Below are 19171 nucleotides of genomic sequence, written 5' to 3'. Positions count from 1 at the left end.
GATTTATAGATAAAGAGCAGATGCAACGCAGATGCATTTCAAGTCTTGAGAGCGAATGCCTGCAATTCAAGTCTATTGTGGTTGTTCGCGCCGGATAAAGCGCTTACCTGAAAAGTGCTTTATTATGTACACGGCCTACTTGTTGCAGGCAATGGAGATTACGATGAGTGCAGGGTTGGGATTGTACCTTATATCAAATCCGTTAGCGTCGGAATAGTAAATTCGAGTTGACAGTTGACAGTTGACAGTGAACAGTCAACTGTCAACTGTCAACTGTCAACATCATTCCGGTGTAACCGGAAATGATATTTCTGACCACTGTACAGGTATGAATTTAAATTACTATAGCGTATTTCTGCGGAAAGGGAGAATACGTGAAGCGAAGCTATCCCGTAGGGAATCGCCCTATCCACAGCCGCGTGCACCCCAAGAACCTGCATTTACCTGCGATTCCACTCCATCCTTTCCCCGTAACGTAACAGCATATCCAAACTCTCCAAACGATTTTGCCAAGTTTGAACTTGATAGCTATTTTCGGCAGAATGCAAGCGCATCAAAGATGGAAATTGAGATTGAAAACTGCTTAACAATCTTTTAGTAGTTGCTAAACTTTCCCGAGAAGGATTGGCAGCCAATTTGCTCAAAGCTTGCGCCAATTCATCCGATCGACTTTGCAAAACTTTTAGTTCAGATTCCGACATCCGCAACTGATTGTTAGCCAACAAAAAACTCCATTCCTGCTTGAGAGCAGTATAGCGCGAAGCCGCCGCTGCAAACGGCTGTCGGTAAGGAATCGGCTGCGCTGCTGAAGTGGAACGCACTGGCCGGCCTTGAGTGCGGTTAAAAAACCCCTGCATCCCGCTGCTGATACTTTCCGCCGCAAAAATAGCATAGCCCCCAGCGGGCAAATCGCGCAAAGCTTGAATTTGGTCGATCGCCACAACTTCGGGGAGTGTCAACAACTTAACCGACGGAGAAATCAAAGCCGAACCGAGCATTTGTTCCTTTACCAACGGTTCGGTGATGCGTTGAAGTCGGTTCGTATCCAAAGCATAAGTCATCGGCACAATCAAATCTACAATGCCTTGACGAGCCCAAACTTCCCAATTTTGCTGAATTTTGTAAATTCGCTGACTTTCCGGGTGAGGAAACACCGCCACCGACAGAATAGTGCGCGGATAATTCTGGCGTAAAAGTTGAGAAACTTCAGCTACAAAAGTATTAATTTGATTAGTTTTAAACTCTACCCACTCTCGCCACAAACTGCCGGAACTCGGCGAAATATTCACCGGATCTGCACCAGTCAACTGCTTGAATTGCTGCCTCGCCGCCATACCGTAACCGTAAGTAAAACCCGCATTGTCATCTTGAAAAGGATAGCGAATATAGTCTAATTGCACTCCATCTACTTTGTAGTTATTGGCAATTTCGCTAACAATTCGCAGCAAATAATTGCGCGCTTCCGGGTTCGCAGGATCGAGATAAAATTTACCATCGTTGGGATGTTGTGTGCGTCCTTTATTGTCAATATTTGCCCAATCTGGATAAGCGGAAAGCACCGGCCCAGGATAAGAACTAGGCTTGCCAATTAAAGTATTGTGGCGCTTATTTCCTACGGCAAAAGTCCAAACCCAAGCGTGCAGTTCCATGCCTCGCTCATGGGCTAATTTAACCGCAGATTCCAGGGGGTCCCAGCCCACAGTCAGGGGGTTTTGTTGCAGTGCAACTTGACTGGGATAAATTGTATATCCGGCATTCAATGTTTCAAAGAAAACGGTATTGATACCGGCGGCGGCGAGCCGATCGAACACTGCCGCCAAACCTCGTTCCGATCGCGCTGCGACGATCGTACCGCGATCGAGCCAAACCGCGCGAATTTCCGCCCCAACGCGCTGCCCTTCCTGGGGGTAATTTTGCCACAGCAACTGCCGGGCCTGCACCCACTGCTGTCTGGCCTGGGCGTACTTTTGCTCTTCCAGAAGTTGGTCGAAAGTTTGCAAAACCTGCCGCGCAGAGGCGATCGCCCGCGCCGTTGCCCCTTGCAGAACAGGCGGGCGGCTGGCTGCAGGGCCGCCGGCACTGTTGCTTGTCGCCACCAGTTGAGGGAGGGTAGCAGCATTGAGATTAACAGGCGTATTAGCTGAATTAGCTGCTGTCAGGGCGCTTTCAAACCTGCCGAGGAGGTTGGTGAGTTCTTGGCGCATCAAGTACGCTTCAATGCTGACGATCGGCTTATTGGAATTTGCCTGCACGTCCAAACCCGGCGGCGCCGACTGATCGGAAGGGTCTGTAAAAGTTGCAGGTACTGGATCGGGAAGGGAGCCAGAGGGAGAAAGTCGGCTCAGCGGGTTGCTGCGCGGCGAATTAGGGCTGTTTCTAGTGACTCGTCCGGGGGGAGTTGGTAGTGGGGTGGCGGCAGCCGTGGGCGGCGCGGTGGGCTGCGGAGCGATTCTGCCTCCCCAGCGGGCGATCGAAGCTTGCAGCCAAGCTTTATCTACATTTTCCGAACCGTCGCTACCCCAGCGCCAGCCGAGATAGGTAGCCCGATCGGTGGCGATGGCTGCGGAGGAACCGGAACTATCTTTCCAAATAGCAATTGTTTGACTGTTCGCATCAGCCGGAATTAAGACACCGCCTTGGACTGAGCCCTTTTTTTGTTCTGGTGGCATCCAATTGTTAGAAGTAGTGCAAGCAAGATCGCGGCAGCGCGTGCGGGGTTGGGGGGTCGCCGGCTGGGTTAAGGGAAAAGCCCAATAGGCCCCGAGGAGCGATCGCAAAGATTGGCGCACTAAGGCCGGGGAACTGCGGCCGACGGGACCCGAAGCAATCAAGCGGCCGCCCTGTGAGGTCCAAGCTTCTAAAACTTTAATTTGCGCCGGACTCAAAGTTTCAAGGTTGGGCAAAAACAGCACGTTAACGCCTGCTAAATCCGCCGTACTTTTGATTTCTTCGAGATTGATTGGTTTGTAAGCAATGCCGCTTTCCCAGAGGCGCGTGGTAATCTTCACCCAATCGGGAGAATTCTCGGAACTGCGAACAACGCCCAGAACTACTTCTGCGAAACTCGGAGAGGGAAATATGATGAATAGATTGACTAATGTACTCGCTAGAGTTCCAATTAAGACTCTTTGCAAGAAAGTGAAAAAGCGAATTTTTTTAGCCTGGGAGCAGGCATCAGTCATTTGATAATGGTTTTTGATTTGTTGCATAAATATGAGAATTATATCGATTCCGGCTGCACCGGAATCATTGTTGACTGTTGACTGTTGACTGTTGACTGTTGACTGTTGACTAATAATAACTAATGACTAATGACTAATGACTAATGACTGTTGACTAATGACTATAGCAATCCTCGCATCAATTTCAATAACTGGTTAACTTAACTTCCAGGCTCTGCCTGGGAACCGATGTAAGCGAGGCTCTGCCTCGGCCCAGACTATGGAGGCTCTTCCTCCGGATATGCGTTACCAGGCTCTTCCTGGTAACGAGTAGAATCATTTAGGATTGCTATAATGACTAATGACTGTTGACTGTTGACGGGCTGGTCAAAAAAATGAAAATTGCGCGAATTATTTGTGGGTCGCTTGATTCGACTTTACGCCCGACTCTTGAAGCAAGGATTTGATATCATTCCGGCCTTCGGGGCCGTCCTTGATATTACTCACCACACCGCTTGAGAAAAATTCAATCACAATTAAGAGCGATCGATCCGCACCATACAATTTTTTATCCTGTCCTGCAACCTGAATCAGGAAAATGTGCGATCGATCGATTTTAGATTTTAGATTTGGGATTTTAGATTTGGGATTTTAGATTTAAATCTGGGTGTAGTCCTTATGGCAGTTGACAGTTGACAGTTGACTGTGCAGTTCACTGTTGACTGTTGACTGTTTGGACATTTGGACATGGGAACTATACCGATGCAACCGGAAACGATTTTAGATTAAAACCTGGGTGCATTTGGGTTGAAAAACCCCAAATACAATTTAGATGCCCGACAGCTTACAGCCCACTGTCAACAGCCAACGGTCAACAGCCAACAGCCAACTGTCAACATTTTTCTAAGTTGCAGCTTCATTTACCGGGAATCGATCGATTAACTGCATCGCCCGACAAGCATTCCTGCGCAAAGAATCCGAAACATGAGGAACATGAGGAATCTGAGACAAGAAATCCAAAGTCCGGCGCAAAATCCGCACCACATCCCCTTCATCCAAACTCGTATGGCTAATCAGTTCCAGCCATTCAACACCCAGAGCCCACTGCTCGACCAAAGTCACTAATTCCCGTTCCAGCCAAATCGGGATTGCAGCTTCATGACGGTACTGAACTTGAAACAATCGGCGGCGCAAGCCTTTTTGCAGATTGTCCAAAGGTGCCAAAACTTCCGGCGACAGCGAGTAGTGAGTCCAACTGTCGGGCCTGGAAACTTCTGTAACTAAGGCCGCGCAAGCTGCAGCGAGGTGGTGGGGGTCGAGTTCGTCAAACTCCGCAGACATCAGCGACAAACCCAGCCACAGTTCATTATCGCCGCGAATGGCGGCGCAAGCTTGGCCCAAGATTGTGGGTACCAACCTGTCGGAGGAGTCATTTCGGTTTCCATTTGCCGAAACTACTCTTTCCAAGCAGCCGAAATTCAGCAAGATGTCGATTAAGTTGAGAAATTGCTCCCAGTAGCGAGATCGCTGCTTTTCTAAGTCTTGTTCGCTTTTGCGGATTTCTTTTTTCAATTCTTCCCGGCGGCGCTGGCGTTTGAGCAAAGTACCGGGATTGCCCCATTCTAGAACCGGGTGAATTTCTAGCTGAGCTTCTAGGGCTGCGATTTTCTGCTGTTGCCCCTGAGCCTCTGGGCTCGGTTCCGGTGCCGGCAATTGTGGGATCGATCCAACAATTGAAGCAGTTTCTTCAGTTCCCAGGCGGCACTGGCCGAGTCTCAGGGGCATTTCCGAGGGGGGGTTCAAGGTATCTGCAACACTCAAGCGGGGTAATTCGGCGTGCAGGGTAGCGACATCGCTAATGGCGACGACATACCAGCGGTTATCTTTGCCCAAGCACACCAAATTAGGAGCTTGGCCGGAACCTGCGATTTTGGCAACCAATACGGCGGGTACAGGAGTTGTGTGCGATCGTTTGGCTGTCGGAACGTGCTTACCTTTGAGACTCAGAACCGTGCCGAGCACTGCAAAAGCCACAGCTACGGACATTTCCTTAAATCGCGCTTCTTCAGCTTGCTGCAATAAAGTTTTCAGCAAACGTTTCTCTTCTTTGAGTCTTCCCTGCAATTTTTCGTAATGGGCGAGTTCTTTTTCCAGGGTGGAGACATTTCCTCCGGCCGCCAGGGACTCTTCGAGCACCGCTAATTCTGTTTGCAATCGGTCTAATTCTGCTTGCTGCGGCTGCAAGTACAAGGTAGACAGGTATTGACCAAAACTCCGCTCTACCAACTCTTGAGCTTCGTCGAGAGTGTGAGTTTGCAGCAAATTCAGCACCATGCCGTAGCTGGGAGTAAACTGACTGGCGAGGGGGTCGGCTTTGGCTGTTGCCAAATAAGAGGCTTCTTTTGCGCCTTCAAAGCGCGTCTGAACTGCGACTACGTGCCCGAGCTCGTCCATCCCCCGCCGACCCGCCCGACCGGCCATTTGCAGGAATTCTGAAGCGTTTAGCAGTCGGTGTCCCTTGTCGGTGCGCTTGGACAGGGTGGAAATGACTGTGGTGCGGGCGGGCATATTAATCCCGGCTGCTAGGGTTTCGGTGGCAAATACGACTTTAATCAAACCTCTGCCAAAGAGTTCTTCTACTAAACCTTTCCAAGCGGGCAAAATGCCTGCGTGGTGGGCGGCGATGCCTTTTAAAAGTGCTTCTTTTTGACCGAAGCGTTCTGCTTCTGGGTTTCGCTTTAAAAAATCGTCAATGATGCGTTTGAGTTCGGCTGTTTCGGCTTCGTTAACCAGGGAGAAATTGCCGACTTCTGCGACTGCTTGGTCGCACCCGCGACGGCTGAAGATGAAGTAAATTGCTGGTAGCATATCTCGATCGTCCAACCGGGCCAAAACATCGGTCAAACTCGGAGTGGGGATGCTGCCTCTTTCTACTTTTTGCTGCTTCTTTTTGGGGACTAACCGGACATTAACTCTTTTGCCGGTCTCGTCTAGCAGGGGAAATATCCCTTTTTGGTTGGCGAAGTGGAATTGCAGCGGCACTGGCCGAAAGTCTGAGTAGACGAGCTCTGTGGGCCCGTGGACTTTGTTAATCCAGTCTGTGAGTTGGTCGCTATTGGCAACGGTTGCTGAGAGGGCGAGCAGTTGAATTTCGCTCGAACAGTAGATGATGGATTCTTCCCAGACGGTACCGCGCTGGCGATCGTTCATGTAGTGACACTCGTCGAGCACCACGGTTTCTACTCCGGTGAGGGAAGTACCGACTTCTCCGATCGGCGTACCGTAGAGCATATTCCGAAATATTTCGGTAGTCATCACCAAAATCGGCGCATCTCGATTGACGGAGATGTCGCCGGTGAGCAAACCTACGTTTTCGTCTCCAAATTGACTGCGGAAGTCGCGCAGCTTTTGGTTAGACAGAGCTTTGAGGGGAGTGGTGTAGAAGACGCGTCGCCCCCTGGAAAGTGCTTGATGGATGGCGTATTCCCCGATTAACGTTTTCCCAGAGCCTGTGGGAGCGCACACGACAACGGATTTACCTGCATCGAGGGCGGCGATCGCCTCTCTCTGAAAGTTATCTAGCTCGAAGGGAAATATGGTCTTCAGATCCAGCTCTGGGCGGTTCTGGGCAGTGTCTGGCACAAGGATTATTATAAGGTTTCAGGGTAAGTATGCTTAAATCTTGCTGAAGAAAGCAAGTCAGCAGAGGACTGTATTGATTTTAGACCTTCGTCAGCAAATCGGCTATGAAGGAATAAGTCTGTTGGCTGTTGGCTGTTGGCTGTTGGCTGTTGGCAGAAGAAAGAAAAATTTTTTTGCCTTCTTCACGCTTGACTTCTTCCATTTTCCATTTTCCATTTTCCATCTTCCGTTTTCCATCTTCCGTTTTCCATTTTCCGTTTTCCATTTTCCATTTTCCGTTTTCCGTTTTCCATTTTCCGTCTTCCATTTTCCATTTTCCGTCTTCCGTCTTCCTTCTTCCTTCTTCTTTCTTCCTTCTTCCTTCTTCCTTCTTCCTTCTTCCTTCTTCCTTCTTCCCTCAAACTTCTTCCTTCTCTATGATTCCATTTATTTCGAGTATTCCTGTGGTGCAGCTTGCTTCTGGCGATCGGCTTTCATTGCAAGTCTATCAGTTTCAAGGTGCGATTCCCGGCAAAAAAGCTTATCTCCAATCTAACCTGCACGGCGCTGAGATTAGCGGTAACGCTGTTGTTTACCAATTAATTGAGTTTTTAAGGTCTTTGGACAGCAGTCAGTTAAACGGGGAAATTTTGCTAGTTCCTGTTTGTAATCCTGTGGGTGTCAGTCAGCGAGCGCACCATTTTTCCCCTGGTCGGTACAATCTTTATGATGGGGTAAATTGGAACCGAATTTTCTGGGATTTTGAAAAACAAGGGGAAGATATTCTCGGTTTTGCTAATTCTCACATTCATCTCGATGCCGATACTGTCAAAGTTAATTACAGAAAAGCGATTGCTTTGAGTTTTGCCAAAGAGTTGGCAAAAATTAACGCTCCTAGTTGTCGCCCCTACAGCGAACTTTACCGATATCAGCTACAATCTTTGTGTTTGGATGCTGACTATGTGCTGGACTTGCACAGTTCTACGAATCAAAGTTTAGATTACCTTTACTGTTTTAATTCCCGCGAGGAGAGTGCGAAAGCTTTTTTGCTCGATCGCGCAATCTTGTTTGACGAGTACGACGGCGATGCTTTTGACGAGGCGTTTCTCAAGCCTTGGCTGGCTTTGGAGAAGATTTTGGCCCAGTTGGGAAGTGCGCTCAAATTTGACGTGGAAGCTTGGACTTTAGAATTAGGTTCGGGGATGGAAATGAATCCCGAGTCGGTGGCGAATGGCTTGCGGGGCATCAAAAATTACTTAGCAAGTAAGGGTTTATTGAAAATAGATGGATTTCCTATCCCGGAAACAGCGAATCATCAAGTTATTTTTACCCCCAAAAATTCAGTGTTCAAATACTACGCGCCGGCGGGCGGGATGATTCAAAATCGAGTGCAATTGGGGAGTTATGTCAAAAAGGGCGATCGGCTTTATCAAATTCTCAGCTTTAATAAGAATGGGGAATTTCCCAGTTTGGTTGATGTTTGTGCTGAGTCGGATGTTTTCATTTTGGATGTTTCGACCAATCAGTCAGTAAATCAAGGAGAGTATGTGTTATCTGTGATGGCAGATTGAGTTGTATGAATATTGTAGGGGTTCTCGCATTCGGGCGATAGATTTTGAGACTAACCCAAGACTTTTAGAGCCGAATGCGAGAATCTAATCCACAATGATAACACCATGATGTAGGGGCGGGTTTTACCCAAAATCTCAGCCTAAGACCAATAATCTCATAAACCCGGCCCCACCCAACTGTAAATCTCAATCTACCTCTTGCAAGATAGAAGTTACAGTGTCAATATGAAATCAATTATGATATACTATTTAATAGGGCTTGTTTAAATTCCGCTACACTTTTATAATAAATTTCAGGATGGTCAATTAAAGCGCGAGCGATAACTGTGGCTAGCGGTTGAGGAATCGCATAAGTGCGATCGCAAACAGGCACAGCATCAGTTTGCAACACAGCCAAAAACGAGTCTTGACCCTGCAAATTGCGCGGGGAATATCCCGTTATCCTCAAATACAAACAAGCCGCTGCCGCCCAAACATCAACCTCCGGTTGCGCATACTTATAATCACTTGCTGTCGCGGCCTAAAACACGGCGTACTCACAGCATTACCGTCAGCATTTAGTCGCTTAAACCCGCTTAGTCAAAAGCTTTTTATTACTTATAATCCCCACTTTTGGCAACTTGTTTCCCACCCACATTCGCCACAAAAATATTCCCCGATTTCAAATCCCGGTGAATCAAACCCCGTCCCTTTGCAAAACTACCATCAGCCAATCTGACCTTGGGAATTTCCGCATTATGAGTGTAAGTCAAACTATCTAAAACTTGGAAAATAATAACCACACCCTCACCAATCCGCAAAGTGCTGACACCTGGTTTTGCCATCAAATCCACAACACTGCCACCGTCGCAGTATTCCATCGTGAAAAAGAAAGTTTCATCAGCATAACCAAACTCTTTTAATCCTACCACATTGGGATATTTTTAAAATTTCATATTTTCAACTTCCCGCATAAACCAATTAACAGCCCGCTGCTTCGTCGCCACCTTTGGCAGCATAACTTTCAGCGCAACTTGTTTGTTAGTCCGCTTGTCTCGCGCCAAATAAACTAAACTAAAATCCCCCCTACCCAATTCTTTGAGCAAAAGGTCATCGCCGAGAGTTCCGATATGGCTTTCATTAGCCACTGCTTTCAACAGAAAAGCTTGGAGCATTTTCCAAAGATTCGCTTGATTTGAGGGAATGACAGGGGGTGTTTGATATTCGGCAGTTTTGACCATTTCGGGGTCAATGGCAATGCCAACTCGAAAATAAGTATCACCGATCTTAAATTAATCTCCCCCTTGCAAGTCGTATTCTGGTAATTGAATTTGAGCGGCCTATTCGGGAGTATGATAGGCTTCTCGCTGACCGATTTTTTTGCCATTAACAAAAGTGCCACTTTTGCTGCCGAAATCGCGGATGCGGATATCAGGAGGATTGATAAGCTGCTGTGCATCTAATTAGATAGTCAATTTTTCTACAATTTTTGTGAGACGGGCTCTCCTGCCCGTCTCTGTATTCAATTGAGAGGCTCTGCAGCTTATCTAGCAAGCAGTGATAGCGGGAAATCCAGCGGTGTTTTTCGTCATCGGGAATTGTGGGATGACAATCTTTGGCGCGACCAATAATGGAAGTTATGCGGGAGTCAAAGGTAAATTATTGGTTCTTGAGATTGCCACAGGTTATGGTGAGCATAACTTTTGAACTCCTATTGAGTCTGAATTTGGGATTATATAAATTTTCACTGCTTCCATGAGGCAATTACCTTAAGAAACCTGGTTTATGCGTCCGGGACTTTTGGCGAAAATATGATGCGGAACGCGAGGGTTAGGGGTTTAAAAACTCGGAATTTTAGTCAAAAAAAGTACGTAAATATCGCTCGCCTGTTTTCCCGCTTGCTTCCAGTGGAAAAAAAAACTCGCTCAAATCCCTACTCGCTGCCGCTGCTGTCTTCTGCACCGGCCGCGAGCAGCTTGCAGCTCGCTTTGAGGAGCGACTCGCCCAACAGCCTAATTTCTATCATAAACTTTATAAGTTTTAGGTGATAATTACCCAAACTTCAGAAAGCTGGAGTTAAATTTTTTATTTTTTTTTGAAAAAAGTCAATATTGGCAAGTCTTGCAGTCAAGTTGAAACCGTTACCGAAATGGAGTAAATGTAGTAGGTTAGAATTCTAGGCAGGATGAAAAGCTTCCTGTTACAGATGAAACTCTGGCAATTTGGTGTCTCTGAAAACTTTTGGAAGAAGCACTCATTTACTCAAAAACACACTTATAGCGATCTGGGTCTGTAGATTCATGGGTGTGGAGTCTATTCTGTAGGTGGGACGATCGTCCTAAATATCGCATCCCAGGCGATCGTCTATTCGCGTCACCGCAACATGGGATTTCGGGCCTTACTACCTAACAATACTGGAGGAATCAGGGTTATGACTACCTTAACGCTAGTCAAAAAAACTTCTTTTAAAGTCGCCAGCTTGGCAACCACAATCTTGCTCAGCATCTGCACGCCCGTCCGAGCTTTCATGTTTGGCACCAGCGGCATCCAGTTCGATCGAGATACCAATATAAACTTTACCTTCCAAACATCTCACGGCGGTTACCAGTCGAGCTTGTGGGTAGCCCAAGCTGACCCAGACAACAATGGCTACAGCAGCATCGCCCGACTGTTTTACGAGATCCAACCCTCAGATAACGGCAGCACCAATGACTGGGAGGGAAGCTTCGGCACGGGTGTCACCTCCGACAACGGCTCCATCACCCAAACCTTCACATTTTTGAGGGATCAAATTTATGCCCTGCTGCTGTGGAGCGACATCGGCAACGGCCAACCATTCGGGCAGTACGTCTCGTCGAGTACCTTCATGAATAGCCCCGAATGGTGGGACCCCAGCAGCGGCTTTCGGAGAGATGAGTGTCTGGTGGCGGGCTGTCAGCAAGCCGTGTTTGGCAACTTTATACTCGACTACAGCTCCAACAACTCATTTACAAACATAAACGGGGGTAATGGCCCAGAGCAATATTCAGCCGTCACAATGACCCAACTGGCTGCGGGCATACAAATCTCCTTCGACGATGCCGGAGGAAACGACGTTGACTTCCAAGACTTCACCCTGGCGGCCCAGTTAGCCCCCGAAACAACGACCCAACAGGCTCAGCCCAGACCAACCTCCGGGGACCACCGCCCAGGAAACGTCATTCAATTCGACCACTCCACCGCGCCTGGTGAGTTACCCCCCGGACCTGTCCCCGAAGCAGTCCCCGAACCAGTCACAGTGTTCGGCACTATCTTGGGGATCGGGGCTTTGGCAGGAGTTCGCAGGAAAAAAAAGCGAGGGCAGCAACGAGAAAAATGACTCTTAACCAGCCCCATACAAATCTAAATAGTGAGTCTGTTCAGTGGTACTCTGAGAAATAGCATTTCTAAATGTTAAGACTTTTTCCATAACGGGAAAAATAGCATCCTAACAAAGGCACTATTCATGGTATCCACCGCAGAAAAAACGAACGTAGGCTACATCACCCAAATCATCGGACCAGTTGTAGACGTAAAATTCCCAGGCGGCAAACTGCCCCAAATCTATAACGCTCTCACAATTTCCGGCAAAAACGAAGCAGGTCAAGACGTTGCCGTTACCTGCGAAGTTCAACAACTGCTCGGAGACAGCCAAGTGCGTGCAGTTTCCATGAGTACCACCGACGGCTTGGTGCGCGGCATGGAAGTAGTAGATACCGGAGAATCTATCCAAGTTCCCGTCGGAACCCCAACTCTCGGCCGCATTTTTAACGTCATCGGCCAACCCGTAGACAACCTCGGCCCGGTTAATACTTCCGAAAGTATGCCCATCCACCGCAACCCGCCGGCTTTCACCGAACTGGAAACCAAGCCTTCGGTGTTTGAAACTGGGATCAAGGTGATCGACCTCCTGGCTCCGTACCGTCGCGGCGGCAAAATCGGTTTGTTCGGCGGCGCAGGCGTCGGCAAAACCGTGATTATGATGGAACTGGTGAACAACATCGCCAAGGCTCACGGCGGCGTATCCGTGTTCGGTGGTGTGGGCGAGCGCACCCGCGAAGGTAATGACCTCTACAAAGAAATGATCGAGTCGGGGGTTATTGACGAAGAAGACCGCAGCAAGTCAAAAATTGCTCTTGTTTACGGTCAAATGAACGAGCCGCCCGGTGCTCGGATGCGCGTGGGCCTGTCGGCTCTGGCGATGGCCGAATACTTCCGCGATGTCAGCAAGCAAGACGTGCTGCTGTTCATTGACAATATCTTCCGGTTCGTGCAAGCGGGCTCTGAGGTATCGGCTCTGTTGGGTCGGATGCCTTCGGCTGTGGGATATCAGCCGACTCTGGGTACGGATATGGGCGACTTGCAAGAACGGATTACTTCGACTACCGAAGGTTCGATTACTTCGGTTCAAGCTGTCTACGTACCTGCAGATGACTTGACTGACCCCGCGCCGGCTACGACTTTTGCTCACTTGGACGCTACAACTGTGTTGTCTCGCGGTTTGGCTGCGAAGGGGATTTATCCGGCTGTTGACCCGCTGGATTCTACGTCTACAATGTTGCAAGTTAGCGTTGTCGGCGAAGAGCACTATGGTGTGGCTCGTCAGGTGCAGTCTACTCTGCAACGCTATAAGGAATTGCAAGACATTATTGCGATTTTGGGCTTGGATGAGTTGTCGGAAGATGACCGCTTGACGGTTTCTCGCGCTCGCAAAATTGAACGGTTCTTGTCCCAACCGTTCTTTGTGGCGGAAGTGTTCACCGGTTCCCCAGGCAAGTACGTCAAGCTGGCAGATACCATTAAGGGCTTCCAGATGATTTTGGCTGGCGAACTTGACGAATTACCGGAACAAGCTTTCTATTTGGTGGGCGATATCAACGAGGCGATCGCCAAAGCTGAAAAAATGAAGGCTGACGCTAAGTAATTTTAGTCCTTAGTCAGTAGTCAGTAGTCAGTAGTTATTAGTTATTTGTTATTAGTTATTGGTTATTGGTAACAACTGGCAACTGACAACTGACAACTGACAACTGACAACTGACAACTGACAACTGACAACTGACAACTGACAACTGACAATTTATGACATTAACTGTGCGCGTAGTTGCCCCCGACAAAACTGTTTGGGATTCTAATGCTGAAGAAGTCATTCTGCCGAGCACCACAGGCCAATTGGGTATCTTGAGCGGTCACGCTCCAATGTTGACAGCTTTGGATACCGGAGTGATGCGCGTCCGTCCCGGCAAGGAATGGGTGTCTATTGCTCTGATGGGCGGCTTTGCAGAAATCCAAGAAAACAAAGTTACTATTCTTGTCAACGGCGCTGAAAAAGGCGAAACCATTGATAAAGAAGCTGCTCGTACTGCTTACACCGAAGCAGAAGCTCGTTTGGAAAAGGCTACTAGCGGCACTTTGCAAGAGCAAATTCAAGCCAAGCAAGCAATCAAACGCGCGAGAGCTCGTTTCCAAGCCGCAGGCGGCACGCTCTAGCTCTTTGAGTAGGAACACGGCTTTTGTATCTGTGGTTTGTATCCAAGTCTCGCTCCCCCCTAAACCCCCTTCTTAAGAGGGGGAAGAGTCTTCTCTTTCGTCTCCCTTAACAAGGGGGATGCGAGGGGGATCTAGACTCAGGTAAAAGCGATATTTATCAAGGGTTTTAAACGATTGTTGACACGAAGAAGGGAAATGCCCTGTCCCTACTCTTTTGCTAAACTCCCGCCTCGGACAATAGAGATTGCATTGTTTCCCAAGATAACCCCTGCTGAAGATAGCGGGGGTTATTGGGATTGTAGGGACTCTGAAGCCGATCGACACTGACAATTTTTGCTGACCGAGGCAAAACAGGAACCTCTGGATCGCTGGCGGTCGATCGCGTCAGGGAGCTAGAAAAGCCTTTAAAAATAGCAATTTCATCGAATTCGCCGTCAATTTGGGCTTTGACGATTAAAACTTCGTGCGATCGTTTTACCGTGTATTGTTCCAAGCGGCGAGCAATAGAGTCAGCCATAGCACATCTCACTTTCCTGAAATCTGCTATAATATAGCTTAATTTTGCGGCTAATTGCAGGGATAGCCCGCTAAAAATTAATTTTAAATTTGACTTTTTTAACAGCAAGAAGTAAGCGGACATAATATAAGTCCTGTAAAAAACATCAAGAAGATTTTCTGACTGCAAAACCTACTTGTCCGATATTTTATGAGCCACATCAAGACTAGGTTCCAATTATCGTTTTTCAGTCAAAATTTTATTAAACGGCGTGTTGCTTGGGGATATACGCTGCTATTCACGCTGGTTTTTTGCTTGAGTTTAACTGTGGCAAGTTGCCAATCACAACTAATAAATAACTCTACAGCAAAAACCCAAAATCCACCCTCAAACTTAACAAGAGTCGTAAGAATCGGCCATCAGCGTTTCGGATCGCTGTTTTATCTAAAAGCTAAAAACTCTTTGGAAAAGCGTTTAGCAAAAATGGGGTGGTCTGTAGAATGGACGGAATTTACCGCAGGGCCGCCAATTTTAGAAGCAATAGGAAAAGGAAAAATCGATCTGGGTTATGCAGGAGTTGCGCCGCCAATTTTTGCCCAATCAGAGGGCGTACCTTTTGTTTATATTGCTAATGATTCAGCTTTACCTGGAAGCATGGGCATCATAGTTCCTCAAGATTCTCCAATTCGGACTCTAGCGGATCTCAAAGGCAAGAAAATAGCAGCTACTCAGAAAACCGCAGGTCACTATTTGTTAATTCGCGCCTTAACTCAAGCCGGCTTGCAGTTAAAAGATGCCCAATTCGTCGATTTGTCTCCACCAAAAGCTCAGGAAGCATTTGTGAGAGGCGAGGTTGATGCTTGGGCGATTTGGCAGCCGTTTATAGCTCAGTTACAGGAAACTATGCCTGTTCATTTCTTGGCTAACAGCGACGGGCTGATGAATGATAGAAACTTCTATTTGGCAAGTCGCTCTTTTGCTAGCGACTTCCCCGATATTGTTAAAATAGTGATGGGAGAAACGCGACAGATGGCTACTTGGATAGCTAAGAATCCCGAGCTAGCAGCGGAATTTATCAGCGCTCGAACAGGAATGAAAATAACCACAGCTATCATGTTAACGAAAAGCCGCCGCTACGATTTGCTGCCAATTCAAGACAGGGCAGTTGAAGAACAGCAGCGGATTGCTGAAATTTTCTTTCGGTTGGGACTGCTTCCCGAGCGCATTTGGGTTGAAGATGTTATCTGGAAACAAAAATTAGATTTATAAAACCCGAACTTAAGCAAATGTAACGAGAAATCAACGGTTGCGATTCCCCAAGTATGAAAAATGTGCAATTTGGTGTATCCTATAGAATGAGTGAAAACTGTTAACTGGCAGAATCAAATGTCATCAATTGCCAATCAACTGCGTTACGGTTTTGTCTCGATTGTTGTGGCAAGCGTGTTGATGGCGGGAAGTACCTTAGCTTACCTCAGCTTTCGGGGACAAATAGAACAGACAAAACAGCTTCAGTACCAGAGATCGCAAGCTGCTGCTGTCCAAATCAGCGCTGAGCTGGATAACTTGCAGCGCCAACTCAATTATTTGTCAGAATTGCGCGGTTTAACAGAATTTAATGCTGAAACTCAGCGCAGCATTCTCGAAGGATTGGTCAACAGCAACAGCGCCTACGAAGTGGTCGGCATTTTTAACAGTAAAGGTCAAATCGTACAGGCGATGTCGCCTTACGAATCCTTCTCTATCTCTAGCTTAAATTTAGCAGGTATTTCGGCAGAAACACCTGTATTTTGGGAAACTTTTGGGCAAGCTCAAAATTATGTTAGTCCAGTAGATGTAGACCTGAAAACAGCGGTTAATGTTGTTAATTTAGCAGTGCCTGTTCGCAACAATAAAAATCAAATTGCCGGAGTATTATTTGCCAGAGTTAGTCTCAATTTTTTAAGTCAAATTGCCGCCCGCACGAAAGTTGGAAAAACTGGATACAGCTACGTTCTCGACCATCGCTCGGTGGTGATTTCAGAAACTGGAAGCAAGATTAATCCGTATTTACTGCAAGATTTGAGAGGGCGCTCCTTTGTGCAAGAGTTATCCAAATTAGCTTTAGCTTCGGGGATGCAATCTCCGATTGTTTATCGAGGCTTGCGCGGGGAAGAAGTAATGGGCACGGGTGCGATCGTGCGGAGGGTTCAGTGGATGGTGGTTGTAGAGCTACCTACGGCGGAAGCTTACGCTCCGGTGCGTAAGCTCATATACGTCATGGGTGCAGTTACCCTCGCCAGCGCCCTCGTGGCCGCGGGCTTGGGGGTGGCTTTTGCTCGATCGATTACAAATCCTTTAAAATCCCTAACATCTGCAGCTACTAAAATGAGTAGCGGAATGTTTGAAACTCGGGTAAATATTGCGGCCTCTAACGAACTCGGAAAATTAGCTAATGCTTTCAACAGCATGGCCAGTCAATTGGAAGTATCTTTCACACAATTAGAGCATCAAAATGCCCAATTGCAGCGACTAGACAAACTAAAAGACGAATTTTTAGCCAACACTTCTCACGAACTCCGCACCCCGCTCAACGGCATTATTGGTTTAACTGAATCTTTAATCGACGGTGCTACAGGACAATTGCCAGAACCGACCATTTCCAATCTGGAAATTATTGCATTTAGCGGCAGAAGACTGTCCAACCTTATCAACGACATTCTCGATTTTTCAAAGCTGAGACACCAAAATATTGAACTACAAATCAAGCCTGTTGGCATCCGAGAAATTGTCGATATCGTAGTGACTCTTTGTCAACCATTAATTGGTACAAAAAATTTGCAGTTGATTAATTCAGTCAGTTCCGACCTTCCCCTCGTAGATGCCGATGAAAATCGGGTGCAACAAATTCTTTATAACTTAATAGGAAATGCGATTAAATTTACCGAAAGCGGCACAGTTGAAATTTCGGCGAATGCGATCAGCTTGGAATCGCCGGAGTTGGCTGATGACAAAGAAAGTTCAGTAACAAGCCAGCTTCAATCTTTAATTCTCAGGTCAAAACTGCAAATTACGGTATCGGATACTGGTATTGGCATTGCTGAAGATAAATTAGAACTAATTTTTAAATCTTTTGAACAAGCAGACGGTTCTACTGCTAGAGAATACGGAGGAACAGGTTTAGGTTTGGCAGTTACAAAGAAGTTAGTCGAGCTGCACGGTGGCGAAATTCAGGTATCTTCAAAAGTAGGTATTGGTTCGCAGTTTACCTTTAGTTTGCCCATCTCTCAGAATCAGCATGTCGAGCGCAAGCAGTTGTCAGCAACGGTGCGGCAGTCTTTAGTTTCAAGAACCAACGATCGCCAGTTAATAACTAATACATTGTTCGCACAAAGTTTTAATAATAACAGTTTGCTCGACGATCAAGAAGACCAAGAAAATAGTCGGGTTAAAATATTGATTGTAGATGACGAACCTGTGAATATTCAGGTATTGGGTAACAATTTACTTCTCGAAAACTATGCCCTCGCCAAAGCTAGCAGCGGTAGAGAAGCTTTAGCTCTTCTAGAGACAGGCTACAAGCCAGATCTAATCTTACTCGATCTGATGATGCCGCGGATGACTGGTTACGAAGTCTGCGAGAAAATCAGGGAAAAATTCACGGCTATAGAAGTGCCAATTGTGATGCTAACCGCCAAAAATCAAGTATCTGACTTAGTGCAAGGTTTCAATGCAGGAGCCAATGATTTTTTAACTAAACCGTTTGTCAAAAATGAATTGCTAGCTAGAATCAAAACTCACATCCGTCTTGCAAAAATTAATGCAGCTTACGGAAGATTTGTCCCCCACGACTTTCTGCGATTTTTGGGACACGAAAGTATTGTTGATGTCCGACTAGGCGATCAAATTCAGAAAGAAATGACAGTTTTATTTTCTGACATTCGCTCCTTTACGACTATCTCAGAAGCGATGACTCCCCAAGAAAATTTTAATTTTATCAACAGCTACCTCAGCCGAGTGAGTCCGGTAATTCGCGCTCACCAAGGTTTCATCGATAAATATATTGGCGATGCGATTATGGCACTATTTCCTGAGTCGGCAGATGATGCTGTTCGCGCGGCGGTGGAAATGCAAAAACAAGTTATTATTTACAACCAGCACCGACAATTAAATAATTACCCACCGATTACGATCGGCATCGGTTTGCACGCGGGTACTTTAATGTTGGGTACGATTGGGGAGCAAGAACGGATGGAAAGTACAGTTATTGCTGATGCGGTGAATCTCGCGTCTCGTTTGGAAGGATTGACTAAGGTTTACGGCGCGGGAATTCTAGTTAGTGACTCAATTTTAGAGCGTTTGGGTGAGCGAGAAAAATATATGTGCCGATTTGTAGATCGAGTCATAGTAAAAGGCAAAAAATCTGCCTTGTCAGTGTTTGAAATTTATGATGCAGACACAGAACAAAGCATTGAACTAAAACAGGAAACTGCTACTGAATTTCAACGAGGTCTGGAGCTTTATTTTGAGCAGAACTTTACCAAAGCGCAAAGAATATTCAATAAGATTGTCGAAAGAAATCCTCAAGATAAGTTAGCAGAAATTTACGGCAAGCGCTCTCTGAAGAATCGAATGTATGGAGTGCCAGAAGGATGGTCGGGAATAGAAGATTTAGATGAAAAGTAGTAATAGTAGCCTTAAGCTGACGGCATAAATTTTTATGTGTTTATCCGTTTTTTTGTACCTGGCCTCAGTCATAATACATTCAGGCTGAAGCATTCGGCCCCAAAATTTGGAGTTTTCCTGAAAGATACGCCGTCGAGTGCGCTGCTTTTGACTTCAAACTCGAATATACTGCG

Annotated in this window: 16 protein-coding genes; 6 read left to right on the top strand and 10 right to left on the bottom strand. The window is 46.8% G+C overall.

From position 1 onward, the window contains the following. Nucleotides 1-440: 440 nt before the first annotated feature. From QUB56_RS26170 to QUB56_RS26155, 4 genes are all read right to left on the bottom strand, one after another. Nucleotides 441-3182: a family 10 glycosylhydrolase gene (locus QUB56_RS26170; protein ID WP_445243397.1), complete on the bottom strand. Its 2742-nt coding sequence runs from the start codon at nt 3180-3182 to the stop codon at nt 441-443. Between the two features lie 882 nt (nt 3183-4064). Beyond that, entirely contained in the window at nt 4065-6803 is a 2739-nt protein-coding gene (locus tag QUB56_RS26165) for a DEAD/DEAH box helicase (RefSeq protein WP_332959135.1), read from the bottom strand. 79 nt (nt 6804-6882) lie between these two features. Next, on the bottom strand, nt 6883-7005 hold the full coding sequence (locus QUB56_RS26160; RefSeq protein ID WP_332959134.1) for a hypothetical protein: 123 nt from the start codon (nt 7003-7005) through the stop codon (nt 6883-6885). Continuing rightward, nucleotides 6986-7204: a hypothetical protein gene (locus tag QUB56_RS26155; protein ID WP_332959133.1), complete on the bottom strand. Its 219-nt coding sequence runs from the start codon at nt 7202-7204 to the stop codon at nt 6986-6988. The genes QUB56_RS26160 and QUB56_RS26155 overlap by 20 nt, the downstream gene beginning before the upstream one ends. 15 nt (nt 7205-7219) lie before the next feature. Here QUB56_RS26155 and QUB56_RS26150 point away from each other — a divergent pair, with 15 nt between their 5' ends. Beyond that, a complete protein-coding gene (locus QUB56_RS26150; protein WP_332959132.1) occupies nt 7220-8353 on the top strand; it encodes a succinylglutamate desuccinylase/aspartoacylase family protein in 1134 nt (377 codons plus the stop codon). Between the two features lie 235 nt (nt 8354-8588). Here QUB56_RS26150 and QUB56_RS26145 read toward each other — a convergent pair whose 3' ends face one another. The 5 genes from QUB56_RS26145 to QUB56_RS26125 form a co-directional block, all read right to left on the bottom strand. Continuing rightward, a complete protein-coding gene (locus QUB56_RS26145; protein WP_332959131.1) occupies nt 8589-8771 on the bottom strand; it encodes a hypothetical protein in 183 nt (60 codons plus the stop codon). Nucleotides 8772-8946: 175 nt separating this feature from the next. Then, nucleotides 8947-9264, bottom strand: coding sequence for a hypothetical protein (locus tag QUB56_RS26140; RefSeq protein ID WP_332959130.1), 318 nt, complete (start codon nt 9262-9264; stop codon nt 8947-8949). Between the two features lie 12 nt (nt 9265-9276). Further along, complete coding sequence (locus QUB56_RS26135) at nt 9277-9573, bottom strand: hypothetical protein (protein ID WP_332959129.1); 297 nt, start codon at nt 9571-9573, stop codon at nt 9277-9279. Nucleotides 9574-9672: 99 nt separating this feature from the next. Beyond that, the gene (locus QUB56_RS26130; RefSeq protein ID WP_332959152.1) at nt 9673-9756 is read right to left on the bottom strand and encodes an FHA domain-containing protein; all 84 of its coding nucleotides are present in this window, start codon (nt 9754-9756) and stop codon (nt 9673-9675) included. A 7-nt stretch (nt 9757-9763) separates the two neighbouring features. Then, a complete protein-coding gene (locus tag QUB56_RS26125) occupies nt 9764-9931 on the bottom strand; it encodes a hypothetical protein (protein ID WP_332959151.1) in 168 nt (55 codons plus the stop codon). 832 nt (nt 9932-10763) lie between these two features. On the opposite strand from QUB56_RS26125, the gene QUB56_RS26120 reads away from it, so the two are divergent. The 3 genes from QUB56_RS26120 to atpC all read left to right on the top strand — a co-directional run bounded on the left by QUB56_RS26120 (nt 10764) and on the right by atpC (nt 13837). Beyond that, the gene (locus QUB56_RS26120; RefSeq protein ID WP_332959128.1) at nt 10764-11690 is read left to right on the top strand and encodes a PEP-CTERM sorting domain-containing protein; all 927 of its coding nucleotides are present in this window, start codon (nt 10764-10766) and stop codon (nt 11688-11690) included. Nucleotides 11691-11816: 126 nt separating this feature from the next. After that, nucleotides 11817-13274 carry a F0F1 ATP synthase subunit beta gene (atpD, locus tag QUB56_RS26115; protein WP_332959127.1) on the top strand — a complete coding sequence of 486 codons (1458 nt, stop codon included), beginning with the start codon at nt 11817-11819 and terminating at the stop codon, nt 13272-13274. 155 nt (nt 13275-13429) lie between these two features. Further along, a complete protein-coding gene (gene atpC, locus QUB56_RS26110) occupies nt 13430-13837 on the top strand; it encodes an ATP synthase F1 subunit epsilon (protein ID WP_006635885.1) in 408 nt (135 codons plus the stop codon). A gap of 217 nt (nt 13838-14054) precedes the next feature. Here atpC and QUB56_RS26105 read toward each other — a convergent pair whose 3' ends face one another. Further along, nucleotides 14055-14354, bottom strand: a complete 300-nt coding sequence (locus QUB56_RS26105) for a DUF7734 family protein (RefSeq protein ID WP_332959126.1) — start codon at nt 14352-14354, stop codon at nt 14055-14057. Nucleotides 14355-14543: 189 nt separating this feature from the next. Here QUB56_RS26105 and QUB56_RS26100 point away from each other — a divergent pair, with 189 nt between their 5' ends. Both QUB56_RS26100 and QUB56_RS26095 read left to right on the top strand, forming a co-directional pair. Continuing rightward, nucleotides 14544-15602 carry a sulfonate ABC transporter substrate-binding protein gene (locus QUB56_RS26100; RefSeq protein ID WP_445243396.1) on the top strand — a complete coding sequence of 353 codons (1059 nt, stop codon included), beginning with the start codon at nt 14544-14546 and terminating at the stop codon, nt 15600-15602. A gap of 117 nt (nt 15603-15719) precedes the next feature. Next, on the top strand, nt 15720-18998 hold the full coding sequence (locus tag QUB56_RS26095; RefSeq protein ID WP_332959124.1) for a response regulator: 3279 nt from the start codon (nt 15720-15722) through the stop codon (nt 18996-18998). Nucleotides 18999-19171: the final 173 nt, after the last annotated feature.

This window comes from Microcoleus sp. AR_TQ3_B6 (assembly GCF_036702785.1).
GTDB lineage: Bacteria > Cyanobacteriota > Cyanobacteriia > Cyanobacteriales > Microcoleaceae > Microcoleus.
The sequence above is the reverse complement of the archived record's forward strand: the minus strand, read 5'-3'. Positions and strand labels throughout refer to the sequence as shown.

Excerpts from the sequence above, each read along its gene's own strand:
- QUB56_RS26170 (WP_445243397.1), bottom strand. The coding sequence starts at position 3,182 with ATGACTGATGCCTGCTCCCAGGCTAAAAAAATTCGCTTTTTCACTTTC.
- QUB56_RS26160 (WP_332959134.1), bottom strand. The coding sequence starts at position 7,005 with ATGGAAGAAGTCAAGCGTGAAGAAGGCAAAAAAATTTTTCTTTCTTCT.
- QUB56_RS26150 (WP_332959132.1), top strand. The coding sequence starts at position 7,220 with ATGATTCCATTTATTTCGAGTATTCCTGTGGTGCAGCTTGCTTCTGGC.
- QUB56_RS26135 (WP_332959129.1), bottom strand. The coding sequence starts at position 9,573 with ATGGTCAAAACTGCCGAATATCAAACACCCCCTGTCATTCCCTCAAAT.
- QUB56_RS26120 (WP_332959128.1), top strand. The coding sequence starts at position 10,764 with ATGACTACCTTAACGCTAGTCAAAAAAACTTCTTTTAAAGTCGCCAGC.
- atpD (WP_332959127.1), top strand. The coding sequence starts at position 11,817 with ATGGTATCCACCGCAGAAAAAACGAACGTAGGCTACATCACCCAAATC.
- atpC (WP_006635885.1), top strand. The coding sequence starts at position 13,430 with ATGACATTAACTGTGCGCGTAGTTGCCCCCGACAAAACTGTTTGGGAT.
- QUB56_RS26105 (WP_332959126.1), bottom strand. The coding sequence starts at position 14,354 with ATGGCTGACTCTATTGCTCGCCGCTTGGAACAATACACGGTAAAACGA.
- QUB56_RS26100 (WP_445243396.1), top strand. The coding sequence starts at position 14,544 with ATGAGCCACATCAAGACTAGGTTCCAATTATCGTTTTTCAGTCAAAAT.
- QUB56_RS26095 (WP_332959124.1), top strand. The coding sequence starts at position 15,720 with ATGTCATCAATTGCCAATCAACTGCGTTACGGTTTTGTCTCGATTGTT.